Here is a 19444-nt window from a genome sequence, read left to right as displayed (position 1 = left end):
GAAAGCGGCTTGGACGCTAACCGCCTGTGTCCCTGCAGGCGCCCGATGGCGACGGCACAATTCAGGGGCCTCCGCCCTGGCTTTGTGTCCGCCCCGCTGCAGCCGGTGATCGAGGCCGTGAACCGGGTGCTGCTGGGCAAGGAGCAGGAGGTGCGCCTGGCTCTCGCCTGCCTGCTGGCCCGCGGCCATCTGCTGATCGAGGATCTGCCCGGCGTGGGCAAGACCACCCTGGCCGAGACCCTGGCCCGCTGCTTCGGGTTGGCCTTCAAGCGGGTGAGCTTCACCAGTGATCTGCTGCCGGCCGATCTCACCGGCATCAATGTGTTTGATCCGGCCACCGCCAGCTTCCGTTTCCAGGCCGGCCCGGTGTTCACCCAGGTGCTGCTGGCCGATGAGATCAACCGCGCCAGCTCCCGCACCCAGAGCGCCCTGCTGGAGGCGATGGCGGCCGGGCGGGTGAGTGTGGATGGCACCAGCCATCCGCTGCCGGAGCCGTTCTTTGTGATCGCCACCCAGAACGGGCTCGACCAGATGGGCACCGCGCCCCTGCCCGAATCCCAGCTTGATCGCTTCCTGATGCGGCTCAGCCTCGGCTTCCCGCCGCGCCAGGCGGAGCGCGCCCTGCTGGCCGGCGAGGGGCGGCGGCCGGAGGCGATCGGCGCCGTGCTCTCGCCAGCCCGGCTGCAGGAGCTGCAGGAGCGCAGCGCCCATCAGACCTGCACCCCGGCCCTGCTGGATTACGTGCTCGATCTGGTGGAACTCAGCCGCCGCGCTGACATCCCCGGAGCCCCCCTTTCCCCCCGTGCGGCTCTTGGGCTGGTGGCGGCCGCCCGGGCCTGGTCGCTGCTGGAGGGGCGCGACCACGTGCTCCCCTCCGATGTGCAGGCCGTGCTGGCACCTGTGTGCGAACACCGGCTGGATGGGGGACAACCCCTGCGTGGGGGCGGCGGCGCGGCGGGTGGTGGCTTCAGCGCCCGCCTCCTGGCGGATGTGGATGCAATCCGATGACGCTGCCTTCCCCGGAGGAGCTGGTGACGCGCCTGGTGCCACCCCAGCAGGGGGATCCGCTGCTGCTGGGGCTGCGCAACCTCTACATCGTGCCGACCCGCTTCGGCTGGCTGTGGCTGAGCGGCGGAGGGCTGCTGCTGATCGTGGCGATCCAGACCCAGCGCAACGGGCCGCTGCTGCTGAGTTATCTGATGCTGGGGCTGATCCTGCTGGCCCTGCACCTCACCCACTTCAACCTGCAGGGGCTGGAGCTGCGCTGCGGTGAACCGGCGGCGGGCTTTGCCGGAACTCCCCTGGCCTATCCCCTGATTGCCCGCAGTCGCCATCGCCGCGAGGGCGTGCAGATCAGCTGGCAACCGATCAGCGGCGAGGGTGTGGCGGCAGACCCCCTGATGCTCACGTTGCGACCGGGGGAGCAGACCCTGGCACTGCCCTGGATCCCGCCCCGGCGCGGCTGGCAGCGGCCCGGTCGCCTGAAGCTGGTCAGCACGGCACCGCTGGGACTGTTCCGCTGCTGGAGCCGCTGGGAACCACCACGGGCCCAGCTGATCTACCCCCGCCGCCTGCCTGGCCCGGTCGCCAGCCTGCCGGTGTTGCGCTCGGCGAGCGGCTCCACCAGCCACAGCCACTGGGAACAGGAAGGCACCGAACAGTGGCGCGACCTGCGGCCCCATCGCCCCGAGGATGGCAGCAGCCGCCTGGCCTGGAAGCCCTTTGCCCAGGGCCGTGGCCAGTTGACCAAGCAGTTCTCCGCCGAGGCCGGCGAGCCCCTCTGCCTCGCGCCGGCGGCCGGCCTGCCCCACGAGCTGGCGCTGGAGCACCTCAGCGAGCGGATCTGGCAGCTGGGCCATCAGGAGGCGATCTATGGCCTGGAGCTGCCCGGCCTTCGCCTGGAGCCCGACAGCGGCCCCAGCCACCGGGATGCCTGCCTGCGGGCCCTGGCCACCAGCCCATGAGCCAGCCCCTGAGCCCTGCAGCGACCTCGGCGATGGTGTTGCCCCCCAAGCGCCTGCAATGGGTGGTGACCGGTCTGCTGGCGATCGGGCTCACGGGCCTGGATCCGGGCCTGCCGCTGAGCTGGCCCACGATCATTCTGGTGGCGATGGCCGCTTTGAAGCTGCGAGAGGCGCGCAGCCGTGCTGAACGACGGCTGGTGGCGCTGCTGCAGCTGGTGGGGGCCGGGCTGCTGGGAGCCCAACAGCCCGATCTGCTCCCCAGCGCCCTGCAGCTGGCGATCGCGTTGCTGGCGCTGGCGGGCCTGCTGGGCCTGGAACTGGAGCTCAGCCTCAGCTGGCGGCAACTGCTGCGGCGCAGCGCCCAGGTGCTGGCGGCGGCCCTGCCGATGGCCCTGGTGCTGTTCCTGCTGGTGCCGCGGATCGGACCGCTCTGGACCCTGCCCCAAGGATGGGGCGCCGCCGCCGTGACCGGCCTGAGCGACAGGCTGGATCCGGGCGGCATCGCCTCCCTGGCCAGCAGTGCGGCGCCGGCGGCACGGGTGGCCTTCAGCGACAACCGGGTCCCGCCGGAGAGCGAGCGTTACTGGCGGGTGCTGGTGCATGACTGGTTCGATGGCCAGAGCTGGCAGCGGCGTGAGCTGCGCATGGCCCCAGCCTTGATGGCCCCGGTGGAGAAGGGCGCCGCTCCGGCTGACGCCAGGGCGCGCCAGCTCTGGCTGGTGGAACCGAGCCGGTTTGAGGCGGTGCCCTGGGACGGGCGGGCCCAGCCCCGCAGCGACGACCTGCGCCTGCGCTTCGATGGTGAACTGCTGCTGAAGCGCCCGCCACGGGAACGGCGCCATTACCAACTGATCAGCGAGGAGCAGGACAGCCCCTGGCAGCAGAGACCCCCTTCCCTGATCGACCTGGCCCTGCCGAAGGGGGCCAATCCGAGGCTCGAGGCCCTGGGGTACCAGTGGGCCCGACTGCCGGAACCCCGCCAGCGCCTGGCCGCCGCCGAGGCCTGGTTCCGCAGCCAGCCCTTCCGCTACACCCGCAGCCCGGGCACCCTGCCGCGGCGCGCTGGTCTCGACACCTTCCTGTTCGAGCGGCAGCAGGGCTTCTGCGGCCATTACGCCAGCGCCGCCACGGCCCTGCTGCGGGCTGCGGGCGTGCCGGCCCGGGTGGTGAGTGGATACAAGGGCGGCACCTGGGTGCAGCCCTTCGGCGGTGAGCCCTACCTCGACATCCGCCAGGCGGAAGCCCATGCCTGGAGTGAGGTGTGGCTCGATGGCGAGGGCTGGCAGCGGCTGGATCCGACCGGCTGGGTGACGCCGGAGCGCAATGCGGCGACAGCGCCAGCGATGGCGCTGGAGGGGCAGGCACCGCTGTGGTGGCGCTGGGGCCAGCGGCAGTGGTGGGGCATCGACCTGGCCTGGAGCCGCTGGTGGCTGGGCTTTGATCGGGAGGGCCAGGAGGCCCTGCTCGACACCTTGCTGGGGCGTCAGCGGCAGTGGCTTGGGGTCCTGCTGCTGGCGGGCCTGGGCCTGGCGCTGACCCTCAGCCTGGCCGCCCTGCGATGGACCCAGCGGTTACGCGACCGTGGCCCGCAAACCGATCGCCATCGACGGGAACTGGAGCGATGCCTGGCGGCCCTGCAGTCAGCAGGTCTGAAACCCCACGGATCGGAGCCCTTGGAGCAGTTCTGCAGACGCGCTGGAAGACGGGAGCCGCGCCTATCCAACGTCCTGCAGGAACTCAGCCATCACTACACACGAGCCCGCTTCCAATGGCTCTCGCCGACTGAAATGCAGCGGACACTGAAGCACCTGAGACAGTGTCGACAGGAGATCCGCAGAATCTGTTCCAGTTTTTCCACCAAGCCCTCGATTCCTGGACATCCTTCGTCTCCAGGTCGTACCAGCTGAGACACAACACAGACTGCAGACATTGAGCGGCGTGGCCACCCATCGGCACTGCCTTGCAGGTAGCAGACTCGCAGGTAGCAGACCCGCAGATAGCAGTCACCAAGCAGCCAGGCAACACTGCTTCCATGGCATTGCCTGCAGTGGCCATCTCTGGTCCAGGCTCTGATGCCCCGATGACGGCCAGGGTGTTGCAGGGACCCTTACCATGCATCGTAATGCGGCGCTTCAGGCCATGAAAACCAAGATCAAAGGGCCGGATGCCAAGGGGAAAACGACATACAAATTCGATAACGAGCCGAATAACGTTGTTGTTGTAAACTCAAATCTCGGCTATAAGATTTATCTCAGGGGAGGTAATGATACGGGAGCTGGATCCGATGGCGACGACCGCATCTTTGGTCAGAAAGGATCGGATCAGCTGTCGGGAGGTCTTGGTAACGATTATCTTTCGGCCGGTAATGGTAAGCAAAATCAGAATAATCTCATCGGCGACTCCGGCTTCATTGGGGTTGGGGCTTTTGGCGGAGACGATCAACTGATCGGCGGCTTCGGCTCGACGGATCGCATGGTGGGCGACAGCACGGAGCTCTACGGCACTGGTGGGAAGGACCTGCTGCAGGCCTACGGCAACTACACCGAAATGATCGGCGATGCTGCAACGATGCAGCCCTACAGCCGCGGCGGCAACGACGTTCTCACCGGTGTGCCCCTGTTTTTGACGCGGACCTTGATGTATGGAGATGCCGCCGCTGTTTACGGGCCGGTGACGGGAGGCAATGACGACCTGATCAGCGGGCAGAGCGACGATTTCATGTATGGCGACTGGGAATTCACCTTCAGCGCAGACCTGGCCAATGACCCCTATGTTTTCGACATCTATGACAGTTTCGGATTCTTTGCTCCGAATCCTTCCCAGCCAAGGCCGTTCAGCTTTGAACCGGTGACCTTTGAGCTTCTGCAGCAAGATTTTGATCAGGCGACAGGAGGTGCGCCGCCCGAAGGCAATGGCACGAAAGTGAGCTTTGAAAGCCTCAAGGTGCTGGCGAATCAATACAACATAGACTACGCACCGGCCGACGCTCTGCTTGCCACATTCGGACCCGATGAATTCATCTATGTCATCCCTGATCGCAGTGCCGACCCGTTAGCGCCGCAGGGAGGTGCCGACCGCTTCATTTTCAACACCTTTGCAGAAGGGAATGACGTGATCTTTGATTTCAATCCGGCGGAAGGCGATCGCATCGTGTTTCGGAACGGCCTCACCCTGGCCGATCAGGGCAACAGATTTTTCGTGTTCGAGAGCGAGCGCGATACGCTGATCACCTATGGCAGTTCATCGATTCTGCTTCCATATTTCACCGAGCTTGCGGCTGAGGATTTCATCTTTGGCGAAGGTTCTGCCGCGTCATCGCCCGGTGGCGGCTTCCAGCCGGTTGTGCTGTGAGCCAGCCGATGCGTTACCGGATGGTTCTGAGTCTGATCGTGGGCCTGGGCATGCCTGCGGCCGCCAGCGCCGGCAGCTTCTGTCTGCCGGAGGAGCGCTATTTCCAGAGTCTCAAACCACCGGTGGAGCGCTACAACAACAACAACGTGCAGCAGTGTTCCAGTGGCCAGGCCTGCCTGAATCAGCTGCGCTCCGCCATGGCCCGGCAACAGCTCTGGCCGGCGTCTTACGAATGGATCCGCAAGGGCAAGATCTGGTGCCTGGAGGAACGTCCCCCCCGCAGTGGGACCACTGCTGCAGGCGAAGCAGGCAGCAGCGCCAGCCCGCCGGCCAATCCGGCCCCATCCCGCTAGGAAATGGACAGGATTCCGCTATGACGGATCGGCACTGCTCCCATCGGCGGCGATGATCCGGACCCAACGACGGAACGGCCGAATCGTTGCTCCGATGATCGGCGCCTTTCTGCTGACGGCTGCGGCCGCACCGAGCTGGGCGGCCGACCAGGAGCAGCTGATGCAACTGCTCGATCGCAAGACCTGCCCCGCATGCCGACTCCAGGATGCCGATCTGGTGCATGCCGATCTGCGCGATGCGGACCTGCAGCAGGCGCGGCTGCAGCGCGCCAACCTCAGCCGGGCTCAGCTCGATGGGGCCGACCTGCGCCAGGCCGACCTGAGCTTCTCCTCCCTGATGGGCGCGTCGCTGCGCGGGGCTGATCTACGCGGCGCCAAGCTGGAAGGCACCGATCTGCGGGACGCCGATCTCAGTGGTGCCCAGCTCGATGCAGACGCCCTGGCCAAAAGCCATTGGCGCGGGGCCACAGGGGTGACCGCCGAGGCCAGCAGCTATGCCGCCATGCATAACGCCGGTGTGGAAGCAGCCCTGCAAGGGCGCTATCCGGAGGCGGAAGACCTGTTCAACAAGGCGTTGCTCAAACAGCCCGACGCCGCACTCACCTGGCTGGCCCGGGGCATCAGCCGCGCCGAGCAGTCCAAACGGGATCTGGCGGCGATGGACTTCAATTATGCCGCCACGCTCTTTGAGCAGCAGGGCCAGAAGGAAACGGCTGAGCAGCTCCGCAAGGGCGCTGCCGATCTGGCCAAGGATCCCAACAAGAGCGGCAACGGCTTCGGCAGCGGCCTGCTGCAGGGAGCGATCGGGGTGTTCCAGCAGCTGGCGCCCCTGGCGATCAAGATGTTCGCCCCTGCTGTGGGCTTCTGAGTCTGGGTCGGGCTTAGTTGTTGACGCCGTACATGAGCCGGCGTGCATCCTGGGTGCCGGGGGTGTAGCCATAGCCATAGGTGCCACCTTTTTCATCGTCGATGATGCGGGGCGTCACCAGGATCACCAGTTCATTGCGGCGCCTTGAGCCGGACGTGCGGCGGAAGAACTGACCCACGATCGGCAAATCCCCAAGGATCGGCCACTTGGAGACCTCCTGTTGATCTTCATCGGAAATCACGCCGGTGAGGATCAGAGTCTGGCCGTCACGGACGCGAAGACTGCCGGTATCGAGGCGTCGCAGGGACAGAATCGCCAGATCCGAAGAGCAGGCCGTGGGACCCGAAATAAAATCCACAATCGCGGAAATAGTAGGGGTGAGCGAGAAAGTCACGAACCCGTTATCATCGATCTTCGAGACTCTGGCTCCGAAAGCAAGCCCCGCCGTGGCGAACTCGGGCTCGCAGATCACATTGGTGGAGTTTTCCTGCGTGGTCACGTTCAAGGCGGTGATCACCTGGGTGCCAACGGTCACGAATGACTCATTGGCTCGGGAGCGACCGATGGTCTGCTGACCCAGCAGGTTGAAACCACCGGTAGAACTTTGAGTTGCACCAGAGGCATTGGCACCCCCACTGATCTCTTCAGGGTTCTCACTGAGAATCAGGGTGGGAGCCGCCAGCACCTTGGTGTTGTTGGAGACAATCTGTGCCTGGAGGAAATCGAAGAACTGGTTATCGGGATAGTTGAGACCCGGATTACGGCGGCGAAGACCTGAATAGTCCTGGAAGTTACTACTCTCGCGGTTGCGATTGCTTCTGCGGTTGGAATTGCGGGATCTGATGTTCCTATTCGAGGATTCGTTTTCATTGGAGCCGGTCTGAGTGCGGGACAGGTTCACCTCCCGGCCGGTGACGCTGTCGATGATGTTCTGCACCTGGGATGTGAGTGCAGAGTTGAGCGACTGAGAGGCCCTGCCATTTGGGACCACTCTGTACTCTGTATCTTCAACGGTGATAAATTGATCTGCATCACCCCCCTCAACAAAGTTGGGATTGCGAATGAAGCGTTCAATAGTAAATTCTCTGATTTCTGTTCCAGTCTGCCGAGACAGCTCAGCATTGATAGTTTCGACCTGAGACTGGTTCAACTGGGTATTGTCCTGGAAGTTCAGCGTGAGGCTGTTGTTGAAAGAGTTGCCAGATCGCGAGGTTGAATCCGATCCTGAGTTCCTGTCGCGGGAACGGGAATTAACCCGGTTCGAGCTGGAATCGCCTCTCGAGCTGTCGCCGAAGACTTCCCATGTATTGAGGTCGTCGAAATCATCACTATTGGCCGGCAGATTGCGTCCGAAGGCCGCCAGCAGGCGGCCGCCATCGTTGACAATGAAATTATTGCCGAAGCGGAAGGCAAAGCTGTTGTCGATCTCAGTGTCGTTGTTGAGGGTCACATCCAGAATCTTCACCGAGAGTGCCACCTGCCGCTGGCGCAGATCCAGCTGCTTGAGGTATTGCTCCGCGATCGCCACCAGCGCCACCTCGCCCACCAGGGTGATCGTGCTCAGGCGTGGGTCGGTGGTGGCCTGCAGGCCCACCAGGGGGCCGGTGGTGGCCCCGAAGGCCTCCACCTGCTGCTGGGTGGAGGTAACGGTCTGGTTGGTGGCACTGGCACCAGCCACCTGTTCGTTCTGATTCAGGCCCTGGGACACGGCCGTGGTGATCGAGGTCACCTTGGTGACGCTGGCCCCGAGGTTGGCGAGGTAATCCGCGGCGGAATTGGCGGATACCTGGTTGAGGCGATAGACCTTCGAGAGCTGGGGGCCGATCGTCTTGCTGAGAACGTTGGGCCCCACCATGATCGTGTTGCCTTCGCGGCGAGCCTGCAGGCCACTGCTCAACAGCACGAAGTTGAAAGCCCGTTCGTAGGCCTCGTTCTGGAACGCCACGGTCACCGGGTTTGTCTGCGCGGCTGAGGCGTTGGTTCCCTGCGGCCCCGTGGCGGGATCGGAGTAGGCATACCCATACCCCCCCATCTGGGCCAGCACCATCAGCACATCGCGGGCGTTGGCTCCGCGGGTGGTGAGCGTCACCGGGGGGCCACTCAGGGTCACATAGCCGCGGTTGCGGATGGTCATCGAGCCCACCGCCATGTCGCCCAGGGGCGGGGCCACGGCCCGTGGCCGCAGCGGCGGCACATAGGCGGGTGTGGGCACTGCGGTGGGACGGCTCAGATTCGGGCTCACGGTCTGGCTCACCGGCAGCTGCGGCGCCGGAAAGCGCACGATCAGGTCCTTGCCGTCGCTGCTGACGATCGGAGCGGCGCCTATCAGCAAACGAACCAGTACGCGCGTACGCCCTCGCGCCCGAAACACCCACGGCCAAGCCAGAGCGCCCTTGCCACTCTGGTCATGAGGACATCGGGCCATGGCCGATGACATCTTTGGAGGCCTGACCCCGAAAGCAAACGTGGCCTGGGATTCGAATTGCGCTCCCTGCCCTGGCGACGGCTCGACTGACCAATGAGTTAGTCGGCCGATCCCGATTAGGAATTTGCTGATTTTAGTGCGCGAATCCTGCCTGATGCCCTCCCGATCACCTAGTGAGTCCTTAAGCCATGGGAGAACCAATTTCAGCAGGCAAGCGCCGAGCTCGTCTGAAAGTCATTAACCCTCGTTCCGCTGGAATTGATGTCGGCAGTAGATTCCACGTTGTTGCTGTTCCTGTCGAGCTTGATCCGAATCCCGTCCGCAAGTTTTCAAGCTTCACAAAGGATCTAATCGCACTCGCCGAATGGCTGCTGGCAGTTGGAATTAGCACCATTGCCATGGAGTCCACTGGAATCTACTGGGTTCCGCTTTACGAGATTCTCTCTGGCAAAGGCATTGACGTCTTTCTTGTTAATGCCAGGCACGCCAAGAATGTTCCGGGCCGCAAGACGGATATCAACGATGCACAATGGCTTCAGCAGCTCCACAGCTACGGCCTGGTGAGAGCAAGCTTTCGTCCAGACCAAAAAATCACAGAACTACGCTCATATCTGCGGCAGCGTGATCAACTTGTTCGATACCGCTCGTCTCATCAGCAACACATCCAGAAGGCGCTGATGCTTATGAATCTTCAGCTTCATCATGTTGTCAGAGATATCAGCGGACTAACCGGTAGGCGAATCATCGATGCCATACTTTCAGGTGAGAGGGACCCCGAAAGACTCGCTTCTCTCCGAGACAGACGCTGCAAGGAGAGCGCGGCAACAATTGCGGCTGCTCTTGAGGGGAACTACCAAGACGATCACTTGTTCTCTTTGAAGATCGCAGTTGAGCTCTTTGACACCTATTCAGAGAAGATCAGGGCCTGCGAGCTTGCGGCACAATCATTGATGACAGAGCTTGCCGGCTCGGACTATCAAGATCCAGGCAGTCAACCTGGGGATTGGAAGATATGCGGACATGGCTTTGCATTTAACCCAACCCACCTAATTCAAGCCTTGTCAGGCCACAATCTTCTAAGGCTTCCGGGATTAGGACCAACAACAGTTCTCACGCTCATTAGTGAGTGTGGGTTGGACATGAAGCGCTGGCCCAGTGCCCAGCATTTTGTGTCATGGCTGGGACTCAGTCCTCAGAACAGGATCTCAGGGGGAAAGGTACTTTCTTCACGAACACGACAGGGCACTACGCGAGCAGGTAGTGCCTTTTGGATGGCTGCCGTACCGCTGGGAAGAACGAATACTGCACTGGGTGCTTTTCAACGTCGTCTGGCAGCACGTGCCGGAAAGAGTAAAGCATTAATTGCTACTGCCCGAAAGCTTGCCATTCTTTACTACAAGACGCTCCGTGATGGTTTGGTATATCAGGATCCCGGTGCTGCCGCATATCAGGAGGAATCAAGGGATCGTCAGATTCGTGGTCTCCAGCGACGCGCCATTGCCCTTGGTTTTCAACTTGTTGCCTCTGCTTGAGGTGTGGTCAGTCAGCCGAGATCCCTGTTGGCCGTTGGTGTTTCTTAGGAAGATGTCCGCTCAGGGTACTGATCTGAGTACCTCAGAAAGCCTACTCCGGATGGAGGATCATGGGCTTCGAGATCGGATGTTGATCGTCATCGCGCGTTGATCAGGAGCGCAGGCTTGAGCGGCCGGCCCCCGGTCGGAGGCTGAGGCCGGCCCGCCTCTTGCGGGCGGTCCAACCACAACCCCCTGGGGCCTGGGTTTCTGATCTTCAAGCAGCGACAGTGTCCTGCGGTCTGGGATGGTTGACCCGCACGACTGTTGGCTGAGCCCAATCGCGAGGTGGCCTGGCCCAGCGGCGTGGATGTTGCGCACGCGCCTGCTCATAGGTCTGCTGACGGACTCTGCAGATCGCGTCAGCTTCTCCGTAGTGACGTTGATTGGGCGTCACATACTTGATGCCGCTGTGACGATGCTCAGCGTTGTACCAGTCAACAAAACCATCGACCCAGGCACGCACTGAGAGAAGATCCCGGAAACGACGCACTGGATAGCTCTGGTGATATTTCATGGTTCGGAACCATGACTCAACGTAGGCGTTGTCATTGCTCACCCGCGGCCGCGAGAATGACAGGGAGATGCCGAGCTCGGCCAGCTTGGCGGCCAAGGTGTAGGAGCGCATGGGTGCTCCGTTATCGGCGTGCAGGATCGTGGTCGACCCCGAGCTGATCCCTTCATCACGGCAGACACGATCAAAGAAGTGCTTGGCCAGTTCGCCGCATTCACGATCGTGCACCTCAACGCCAAGGATGCGCCGGCTCCACACATCCATCACCATATAAAGGTAGTAGAATTGACCCTTCGCAGGCCCCGGCAACAGGGTGATATCCCAGGCCAGCACTTGATGGATGCCCGTTGCCTCCAGCACGGGTGGCTCTCTTGGCTCCCGCGGTGGGCGGCTCCTGCCGCGATGATTTAACAGGCCTTCCTGGCGCATGATGCGGTAAATCGTTGACTCCGATCCCACGTAGACTCCCTCCTCGGCAAGGATCGCCACGATCTGACCAGGCGTGAGATCGGCAAAGCGTGGATCGTTGACAGTGGACAACACCTGTTGGCGCTCCTCCTCGCTGAAACGATGCATGACATGCCTGGACGCTCCCTTGCGTTGATCGCAGCTGAATCCCTGGGTCCGAATCATCAAGCCCCATCGCCTCAGCGTGCGTGTCGCCAGGCCGAAAAGATCAGCAATGGCCTTGGCCGAAAGGCCACGACTGATGCCTTCCTGTAGAAGCGCGACGATCGCACCGCGATCGCCAGACGGAATCAAGGATCCTCGTCCGGTTGAAAGATCTGGTTGAACTTTTTTGAGAGCATCAACAACGTCGCCGCTTCTGTCAGTGCTTTTTCTTTCTTCTGCAATTCACGCTCCAGCTGGCGATTCCGCCGGACCAGTTCCTGATTCTTGCGTTGCAGTTCCCGCTGATCAGCCATGCTCGGCGCGCTGGGGCCATTGGCATCCTCGGCGGCCTGGCGCCAACGGGCAACCTGCTTGGGGTACAGCCCCCGCTCCCTGCAGAACGACCCGAGCTCGCTTCCGTTCAGTCCTGCGGCCTGGATCACGGCTGCCAGCTTGTCGGCAGCGCTCCACTGCTCCGGCGGCCGGTTCGTGGCAGGCACCAGCTGGCCCTGCTTCTGCCACTGGCTCCGCCAGTTGTAGATGGTCTGCGCCGTGATCCCGGTGTCGCGGGCGATCTCAGCCACGCTCTCAAGGTTCGGAGGGCTCATCCGCAGGCGGACGGCTTCCCGCAGAGCGGCGTCATAGGGCGGTTGCATAGTCGTCGGTTGGGCCCCCAGGTGGACGGGTCAAACCGAGCGGACTTCTTTGCTGACACTGGGGGGAGGGCTGATCGTCTGGTCCCGGGAGGGGGTCACCTTCAACTGGAACAGGCGCCCCGTGCCGTCGAATGTGATGCGCTCCATGCCCGCATCCGGCATCGCCAACGACTGCGGCCCGGCCTTGAGGCCGCGGGTGCGATCGGTGCGCAGCTCACCCACCCAGATCGCCCCATCCAGGCGTTGTTCCATCGCGCCGCCCATACCGGCGTCCTGGAGCACCAGCTCGATCGCATCCGGCAGGCGACGGATCTTCAGCTGGATCCCATCGCTGCTCAGCTGGGCCTGGGCCAGGGCCGGCCGGCTGATCAGCACGGGATCGACCAAGAGGCCCAGGCCCAGCAGCCAGGCTCCACCCACCGCACCGAGGCGCCGCAACGACAAAAGACTGACCGGAACTGGCGCGATGGTATCGGCCCCCACCTGTGGCGACCAGCGCCGGGGGGCCTGTTCGGATCTTGGCCGAGGTTGGCCGCTCAGGGACTGGCGGGTCTGGTGGCTTCCCCGGTCTGCGCGGCTGGTTTGGCCTTCCGGGGCCCGTCGCTGGAGCCCCCGCTGTAGAGGGTCACAGCCAGCTTCATCACCGTGGGGGGGGTCTGAAGGGCGGCCAGGAGCAGCTCGGTCGGCGTGTTGCCGGCGGGCTTGTTCTGCGTTCCCGGTGCAAGGTTGAGATCGCTCTGCACCACCAGCAGGCTCAGGCCCTCAAGGCTGCGCAGGAAGGCCAGCAGATCCGGATAGCGGCCCCTGGCGTTGAGCAGCAGTCGGGTGGCTTCCAGGCCGGAGGATTCCAGCGCCGGCTTCGGCGGAGGTGCTTTCTTGCCGTCTTTGGTTTCCTCCAGGCCGCCCGTGCTCTTGGTCGCCTCCGGGGTGGCCGACACGGGCTCCAGCACATCGAGCTGGACCTTGTGACGCGCCGCCTCCTGATCCACCTGGGCCATGAAGGTGGTGATCTCGCCGCTGCCGGCGATCAGGCTGAGCACCTGGCGCTGCTGTCTCTGGGCCTTGGCGTCGTTGAGGTCGAGTTGGCGTAACTGCCCTTGCAGCAGGGGAATGCGCTGTTGCAGGCCCGCCAGGCTCGAGATCCGCTCCTCATCACCGCGCAACCGCAGCCACTGGGGCAGCACCAGGGCCAGGAACAGCATCAGGGCCACGATTCCGCCCACCGCGAGCGGCAGACCCATCAACAGACGCTCGCGCAGATGCGGCGATAACGGTTGGTACCCCTCCTGAAGGTTGGTCATGGCAGCAGGCCCTCCTTCTGCAGCAGTTGATATCGGCGCGCCATGCCCTCGGCACCGAGTCGCTTCAGCAGCACCATTTCCCTGGTGGGCGGCAGCTCCGAGAAAGGGGCGCTCATCTCGAAGCTCACCACCGAGGGCAGCGTTGACCTGGGATCCTTCTCTTCTCGGAAGGCACGGCTCAGGGCCACCCCCTCAGGCTGGAACAGGGGCGACCGCTTCAGCTCCAGCTGCAGCACATTGATGCGGGAAAAAGCCTGGGGATCCCGTGCCTGGCCCTTGAGCCTGAGGGTGTCGCCCTCCACCTGCATCTGGCTGATCTGAACACCATCGGGGGTCCGCAGCTGCAGTTCCCGCAGCACGGTGGAGCCGGAGCGCACACCCACCAGCCCCTTGGCCAGTTCGCGGTTCACGCCTGTCACCTTGTCCACCTCGGCCTGCCGGGCCTTGACCTGCCCTTCCAGCACCTCCACCTCCGCTTGAACCGCCGTGAGACGATCGAGTTCAGAGCGCACCAGTTGCTGGCGCAGGAACAGGAAGCCCGCCGTCGCCACCACCAGCAGCACCAGGCTGCCGCCGATCAGGGCGCCGCGCAACAGGAGCTGATCGGTGGAAGTGATCCGATCCGGCAGCTCGGGGATGCCGAGCTCCTGCCGGCGTTCCCGCAGCAGATCGGGGGGGCGGCTGGTCTGCACGGTCATGTCAACGTCCTCGCTGGCGGGGTCCGCGCCGGCAGCAAGCCGCTCAGAGCCAGGGATCCGAACTCACCACCATGCATCTGCTCGGCCTGCACCCCCAGCGCCTGCTCCAGAGGCTCGATCCCAGGCAGAGGGCCGGTGAGCAGCAGGCGAATCGAGCGCACGGCCGGGTCGTGATGGCGGTAGTAAGCCAGGCATTTCTGCAGGGTTTCAAGCAGGGCCGGCATCCTCGGCTCGAGGTCTCGTTCATAGACCGGTTCGCCATTGCGCAGCAGCAGCAGGGTGCACAGATGGGGCTCGGGTTGCAGCAGCACGATCAGCTCCTCAGGCTCGGCCTCACGCAGCCGGGGGGCGAGGGCCTCCAGCAGGCAGGCCTGCTGGGGTTCGAGGCGATCCAGGGCCACACCGGCAATCGAAAACACCTCGATCCAGCCATCCACCACGGCCTTCGGTGCCGCCACCATCAGGGCATGGTCCGGGCGACCTGGCAGCGGCTGCAGATCGAGATAGGAGTCATCGAGGGGCAGCCGCACGCCCAGGTCGGGGTTCATCCCGCGCAGTGTGCTCACCGGATCGTCCGGCCAGATGCCATCGGGCCACTCCAGTACCCGCCATGTGCAGGCGATACGGGGCAGGACCGCCAGGACATGCGCATCGATCCAGTCATTTTCCAACAGCAGATCGCCGATGAAATCCCCCAGGGCCGACACCTGCAGGGGGCGCCCCTTCCGGCAGGTGGCCGCCGGGATCGGGGCCTCGATCGAAAGGGGCAGCGGCCGACCCCCTTTGATGCCCTGTCCCAGGATCAGGGCATCGGTGATCTCCAGCAGGACCTGCTGGGGGAAGAGACGTGCCTGAAACGGGCGCCAGCGCTCCTGAAGTCCCGCCAGTACCAAAGGTCGAGCCGTGGTGGATGGCGGAACGGTACCGAATCTTCAGCGCCAGGGCAGCCCTGAGCCCACCGCTTCGCCGATAGTCCGCAGACCGTGGCGGTCCAGCTGCTGCAGCAGGCCCTCAAGGATCGCCGGCACCAGCTGGGGCCCTTCGTAGATCCAGCCGGTGTAGAGCTGCACCAGCGACGCTCCGGCGCTGATCCGCTCCCAGGCCGCCTCAGGGGAATCGATGCCCCCCACGCCCACCAGCGGCAGGGCAGGGCCGGCGGCGGCCCGCAACCGGCGCACCACCTCCAGGGCTCGCCGTCGCAGGGGGCGACCGCTGAGACCGCCCATCTCCTGCGCCAGGGTCTGGCCGGTCTGGGGCAGGAGCCGACCGGCCAGACCGAGCCGATCGATGCTGGTGTTCACCGCGATCACACCGGCCAGTCCCTCCTCGTAGGCCAGCCGGGCGATGGCATCGATGGCATCGTCCTCCAGGTCTGGAGCGATCTTCACCAGCAGCGGCGGGCAGGCGGGCAGACGCCGCAGGCGCTCCACCAGGCGGCGGAGGAGCACCTCGTCCTGGAGTTCCCGCAGGCCTGGGGTGTTGGGCGAGCTCACATTGATCACCGCGTAATCGGCCAGGGGGGCCAGCAGCTCCAGGGAGGAGGCGTAGTCGTCCGGCGCCAGTTCCAGGGGTGTGATCTTCGACTTGCCGAGATTGATGCCCAGCACGGCCGGCCGCTGGCCGGGCGGCTGCAGCTGCTGGCGCTCCAGGGTGCGGCGCAGGGCCTGGGCGCCATCGTTGTTGAAGCCCATGCGATTCAGGGCCGCCCGCTCCGCCGCCAGCCGGAACAGACGCGGCCGTGGATTGCCGGGCTGGCCGTGCCAGGTCACGGTGCCCAGCTCGACGAAACCGAAGCCGAAGCAATCCCAGATCGCCGCTGCCACGCCGTTCTTGTCGAAGCCGGCCGCCAGACCCACCGGATTGGCGAAGCGGCAGCCGAACAGGGTCTGCTCCAGCCGCGCATCGCGGCGCTGCAGCTCACCGGCCAGCCCGGCCAGGCTGCCGCTCACCAGTGGCCAGCGGCGCCGCAGAGCGGCCTGCCCCAGAGCCAGCAGGGTGAGGCGGCTGAGCTGTTCCGCATCGGCGCCCGCATCGCTCTGCAGCAGGGGGCCCACGAAGCGGCTGTACAGGGCACCCGTTGCCGGCACGCTGCCGGAGCCCCCATTGGTTTCAGCCATCAGCTCTCCCCCACCGTCACGTCCCGCTGCTGCGATCCTGCCGCGCCACGCTGCAGCCGCCAGCGCCCATCCGCCAGGGGCAGCACCTGCCAGTCGCGCCATTGCCAGGCCTGCTGCCGCCGCTGCAGCGTCGACAGCGGCATCTCCACCAGCTGGGCCAGCTCCACCAGGCTGAGGCCGTAGCCGCCCGCCGCCAGCCGATCGGCCAGCTCCAGGCGGCTCAGCAGCTGCTGCAGGCCCGGTGGGGCGGGATCCACCAGAGGATCCGGAGCCGCGACATCCCCTGCCCCGGCTTGAGCCTTGGCTTGGACCGCAGGAACCGTGGCGCTGATCGTGAGGTTCTGCACCTGCTCGCCCTCGGCCAGCGGCGGCGTCCGGCCCTTGGAGAAGGCCACGGCGATGGCATCGCAGCGGTCGTTGTCGGGATCGCCGCTGTGGCCGCGCACATGGGCCAGCCGCACCCCCGGCAGCCGCGCCCGATCCAGGGCTTCCCACAGGTCACGGTTGAGCACGGGATTGCCGGCGGCGGTGCGCCAGCCCTTGCGCTTCCAGCCGGCCATCCATTTGTCGAGGCCGTCGATCAGATAGCGGCTGTCGGTGCGGATCGCCATGCCCTCCTGATGGGGCAGGTCCGCCAGGGCCTCAAGCAGGGCCAGGGCCGCCGTGAGTTCCATGCGGTTGTTGGTGGTGGCGCGATCGGCTCCGCCCATCTCCCGCACCGAACCATCCGAGAACCGCAGCAGGGCCCCCCAGCCGCCGGGTCCCGGATTGCCGCTGCAGGCCCCATCACAGGCTGCAGCCACCACACGGACCGTCTCAGCCGCCACTGTTCACGGGGGCGATTGTCCGGTAAAACGCACGTTCAAGCCTGGCGCCATGCCAGGGCAGCGGAGTTTGCACCATGAAGCGAACCTACCTGGCCCTGGCGGGGCTGGCCCTGGCGAGCTCGGCGTTGCCGGCAGTCGTCCCCCCTCTGGCGCGAGCCGCTGGCCTGTTCAGCAGTCAACCCCTGGAAGCTTCCCGGTTCGCGGTGCTGGGTCGCCCAGTCGGCAGCAACTCCTGGAATCTGCTCGTGCTTGAGCAGATCAAACCCCAGCCTCTCTGCTGGGAGAAGCAGAGCAATGGGCTGATCGATCCCGCCCTGAACCGCTTCGACTTCACCGGCATCTGCAGCCGCTACCTGGACAGCAACGGCTATTCCCTGCGGGTTGACGACCAGGATCTCGCGAGCCAGTACCGGCTGCGGCTTCAGCAGGAGGGCAGCGAGCTGCAACTGCAGGCCATGTCCGGCGATGACCCCACAGTCCTGGTGGTGGGCAGGGCCAGCGTGCCCCAGCGTGACCGCGATGCCTTTGTGGCGATCGATCTGGAGCCGGGCTGGCAGCTGCAGCGTCGCGCTTTCGGCGAGCAGACCCTCAGCCATATCTATTTCGCCAACAGCACCCCGTTGCCCGAGCTGATCGCCAAGGCCTCCGGATCAGGCAAGGCCCGACCCGATGGCACCTCCCTGGCTCTCGCCACCGGCAGCCTGCGCCCTGGGGCGCTGAGCGATCCCTCCAACTCTGATGACTCTCTGCAGGCTTCACTGCGCCCCGGCCAGACCGTGAGCCTGCCGGTGATTCCTTTCCGGGAGTGAGCTGAGCGCAGACAGTTGCCGCACCGCCCCTCTTCCCCTGGCAACCCCTGAACAGAGTCGTTATGGTTACGGCGTGTGAGGGGTGCGGAACCCACTTTCAGGGTCGAAACGAGGACAGACTCCCGGAAACGTTCCACCTCTTGGCCCTGCCTTTGGCGGGGCTTTTTTTTGGCTTGGTCTTTTTGGCTTGGTCTTTTGGCTTGGCCTTGCTTTCCAGGCAGCCCTCAACAAAAAACCGGCTCCCCGAAGGAAGCCGGCTGCTGAGGTGATGCGGGGTGAGCCGAAGCCCGCCCCATGGCGATCACTTGACGGTGACCTTGCCGCCAACTTCTTCGATCGCCTTCTTGAGAGCCTCGGCTTCGTCTTTGGAAATGCCTTCCTTGACAGCCTTGGGGGCAGCTTCCACAAGGGCTTTGGCTTCGCCGAGGCCGAGGCCGGTGGCCTCGCGGACGGCCTTGAGCACCTTGATCTTGGAGGCGGCGTCGAAGCTCTCGAGCACGACATCGAACTCGGTCTGTTCTTCAACGGCCTCGGCAGCGGCGGCGGGAGCCGCAGCCATCACGACGCCCGCGGAAGCGGCGGCGGACACACCGAAGGCCTCTTCGATCTGCTTGACAAGCTCAGAGGCTTCCAGCAGGGAGAGGGTCTTCAGCTGTTCGAGAATCTGGTCAGTAGCGGTAGACATGGTTGGGAATCAGCAACAGATCTGTGGGAGACAGTCGGATCGGGTGAGCTCCGCAGCGGAACAACGCCTCAGGCGGCGTTGCCTTCGCCATCGGCGTGCTGCTGGAGCGCCCGGGCGAGACCGGAGGGAACTTCGTTGATGCCCACCGCAACCTTGGTGGCCACGGCATTGATCGCACCGGCGATCTGGGCCATGAGCACCTCCTTGGAGGGCAGATCCCCGATGGCCTTGATGTCGTTCTGGGAGAGGAGCTTGCCTTCGAACAGGCCGCCCTTCACCTCCGACTTCTTCGTGTCCTTCTGGAAGGACTGCAAGGCCTTCACCACACCACCGACATCGCCCTTGACCAGGACGAAGGCGTTGGTGCCGGTGAGCAGGGAATCGAGTTCCGACCAGGCGCTGTTGCCATCAATGGCCCGACGCATCAAGGTGTTTTTGGTCACCTTGCACACGCCGTTGCTGGCCTGCAGACGGGTCCGCAGATCAGACATCTCCTTGATGGACAGACCCTGGTAATCCAGGACCAGCGCCATTTCGGCTTCACCGAGGAGCCCCTTGAGCTCTTCGACGATCTGTTGCTTGTTCTCCAGCGTGCGGCCCATAGGAAAGGAACGGATCGGGGGAACAAGCCGGGTACGCAGCCCCAGGGGCCTCACAAAAGGCACCTCGAGGGCTGCGGCCTGTTCAGACGAT

The 19444-nt window shown here is 64.4% G+C and carries 19 protein-coding genes; 8 read left to right on the top strand and 11 right to left on the bottom strand.

Translation table 11 applies throughout. The features are described 5' to 3' along the window. Positions 1 to 84: 84 nt before the first annotated feature. The 6 genes from H8F24_RS03350 (at position 85) to H8F24_RS03325 (ending at position 6536) form a co-directional block, all read left to right on the top strand. Positions 85 to 1008: a MoxR family ATPase gene (locus H8F24_RS03350; RefSeq protein WP_231598070.1), complete on the top strand. Its 924-nt coding sequence runs from the start codon at positions 85 to 87 to the stop codon at positions 1006 to 1008. Next, positions 1005 to 1964 carry a hypothetical protein gene (locus tag H8F24_RS03345; protein WP_231598069.1) on the top strand — a complete coding sequence of 320 codons (960 nt, stop codon included), beginning with the start codon at positions 1005 to 1007 and terminating at the stop codon, positions 1962 to 1964. Before H8F24_RS03350 ends, H8F24_RS03345 begins: the two co-directional genes overlap by 4 nt. Beyond that, the gene (locus tag H8F24_RS03340; RefSeq protein ID WP_197170967.1) at positions 1961 to 3871 is read left to right on the top strand and encodes a DUF3488 and transglutaminase-like domain-containing protein; all 1911 of its coding nucleotides are present in this window, start codon (positions 1961 to 1963) and stop codon (positions 3869 to 3871) included. Before H8F24_RS03345 ends, H8F24_RS03340 begins: the two co-directional genes overlap by 4 nt. A 232-nt stretch (positions 3872 to 4103) precedes the next feature. Then, the gene (locus tag H8F24_RS03335) at positions 4104 to 5315 is read left to right on the top strand and encodes a hypothetical protein (RefSeq protein ID WP_197170965.1); all 1212 of its coding nucleotides are present in this window, start codon (positions 4104 to 4106) and stop codon (positions 5313 to 5315) included. A gap of 20 nt (positions 5316 to 5335) precedes the next feature. Next, positions 5336 to 5668, top strand: coding sequence for a hypothetical protein (locus H8F24_RS03330; RefSeq protein WP_197170963.1), 333 nt, complete (start codon positions 5336 to 5338; stop codon positions 5666 to 5668). 52 nt (positions 5669 to 5720) lie between these two features. Then, the gene (locus tag H8F24_RS03325; protein ID WP_197170961.1) at positions 5721 to 6536 is read left to right on the top strand and encodes a pentapeptide repeat-containing protein; all 816 of its coding nucleotides are present in this window, start codon (positions 5721 to 5723) and stop codon (positions 6534 to 6536) included. A gap of 13 nt (positions 6537 to 6549) precedes the next feature. Here the strand turns inward: H8F24_RS03325 and H8F24_RS19095 are convergent, their stop codons facing one another. Further along, positions 6550 to 8868: a general secretion pathway protein D gene (locus H8F24_RS19095; protein WP_231598068.1), complete on the bottom strand. Its 2319-nt coding sequence runs from the start codon at positions 8866 to 8868 to the stop codon at positions 6550 to 6552. Between the two features lie 281 nt (positions 8869 to 9149). On the opposite strand from H8F24_RS19095, the gene H8F24_RS03315 reads away from it, so the two are divergent. Continuing rightward, positions 9150 to 10493: an IS110 family transposase gene (locus H8F24_RS03315; RefSeq protein ID WP_231597702.1), complete on the top strand. Its 1344-nt coding sequence runs from the start codon at positions 9150 to 9152 to the stop codon at positions 10491 to 10493. A gap of 256 nt (positions 10494 to 10749) precedes the next feature. Here H8F24_RS03315 and H8F24_RS03310 read toward each other — a convergent pair whose 3' ends face one another. From H8F24_RS03310 to H8F24_RS03275, 8 genes are read right to left on the bottom strand one after another with little or no spacing between them, the layout of a single operon-like run. Next, a complete protein-coding gene (locus tag H8F24_RS03310) occupies positions 10750 to 11808 on the bottom strand; it encodes an IS3 family transposase (RefSeq protein ID WP_197169602.1) in 1059 nt (352 codons plus the stop codon). Then, positions 11805 to 12314 carry a transposase gene (locus tag H8F24_RS03305; protein WP_197157219.1) on the bottom strand — a complete coding sequence of 170 codons (510 nt, stop codon included), beginning with the start codon at positions 12312 to 12314 and terminating at the stop codon, positions 11805 to 11807. Before H8F24_RS03305 ends, H8F24_RS03310 begins: the two co-directional genes overlap by 4 nt. 30 nt (positions 12315 to 12344) lie before the next feature. Continuing rightward, positions 12345 to 12797: a hypothetical protein gene (locus H8F24_RS03300; RefSeq protein WP_197170959.1), complete on the bottom strand. Its 453-nt coding sequence runs from the start codon at positions 12795 to 12797 to the stop codon at positions 12345 to 12347. Between the two features lie 53 nt (positions 12798 to 12850). Next, positions 12851 to 13615 (bottom strand): hypothetical protein, encoded by a 765-nt coding sequence (locus H8F24_RS03295; RefSeq protein ID WP_197170957.1) that lies wholly within the window; start codon positions 13613 to 13615, stop codon positions 12851 to 12853. Beyond that, on the bottom strand, positions 13612 to 14313 hold the full coding sequence (locus H8F24_RS03290) for a PilN domain-containing protein (protein ID WP_197170955.1): 702 nt from the start codon (positions 14311 to 14313) through the stop codon (positions 13612 to 13614). The genes H8F24_RS03295 and H8F24_RS03290 overlap by 4 nt, the downstream gene beginning before the upstream one ends. After that, positions 14310 to 15206, bottom strand: coding sequence for a hypothetical protein (locus tag H8F24_RS03285; protein ID WP_197170953.1), 897 nt, complete (start codon positions 15204 to 15206; stop codon positions 14310 to 14312). Before H8F24_RS03285 ends, H8F24_RS03290 begins: the two co-directional genes overlap by 4 nt. Before the next feature lie 39 nt (positions 15207 to 15245). Beyond that, complete coding sequence (locus H8F24_RS03280; RefSeq protein ID WP_197170951.1) at positions 15246 to 16430, bottom strand: quinone-dependent dihydroorotate dehydrogenase; 1185 nt, start codon at positions 16428 to 16430, stop codon at positions 15246 to 15248. Continuing rightward, complete coding sequence (locus H8F24_RS03275) at positions 16430 to 17236, bottom strand: ribonuclease H (RefSeq protein ID WP_231598220.1); 807 nt, start codon at positions 17234 to 17236, stop codon at positions 16430 to 16432. Before H8F24_RS03275 ends, H8F24_RS03280 begins: the two co-directional genes overlap by 1 nt. 95 nt (positions 17237 to 17331) lie before the next feature. Between H8F24_RS03275 and H8F24_RS03270 the strand changes: the two genes are divergently transcribed. After that, positions 17332 to 18066, top strand: a complete 735-nt coding sequence (locus H8F24_RS03270; RefSeq protein ID WP_197158425.1) for a DUF3747 domain-containing protein — start codon at positions 17332 to 17334, stop codon at positions 18064 to 18066. A gap of 301 nt (positions 18067 to 18367) precedes the next feature. Here H8F24_RS03270 and rplL read toward each other — a convergent pair whose 3' ends face one another. Together rplL and rplJ are read right to left on the bottom strand one after the other, a co-directional pair. After that, positions 18368 to 18751, bottom strand: coding sequence for a 50S ribosomal protein L7/L12 (rplL, locus tag H8F24_RS03265; protein WP_197158427.1), 384 nt, complete (start codon positions 18749 to 18751; stop codon positions 18368 to 18370). 68 nt (positions 18752 to 18819) lie between these two features. Next, positions 18820 to 19353: a 50S ribosomal protein L10 gene (rplJ, locus tag H8F24_RS03260; RefSeq protein WP_197170948.1), complete on the bottom strand. Its 534-nt coding sequence runs from the start codon at positions 19351 to 19353 to the stop codon at positions 18820 to 18822. Positions 19354 to 19444 lie beyond the last annotated feature (91 nt).

The sequence above is a fragment of the Synechococcus sp. CBW1002 genome (assembly GCF_015840915.1).
In the GTDB taxonomy this organism is placed as follows: domain Bacteria; phylum Cyanobacteriota; class Cyanobacteriia; order PCC-6307; family Cyanobiaceae; genus CBW1002.
This window is presented reverse-complemented; position numbering and strand designations above follow the sequence as displayed.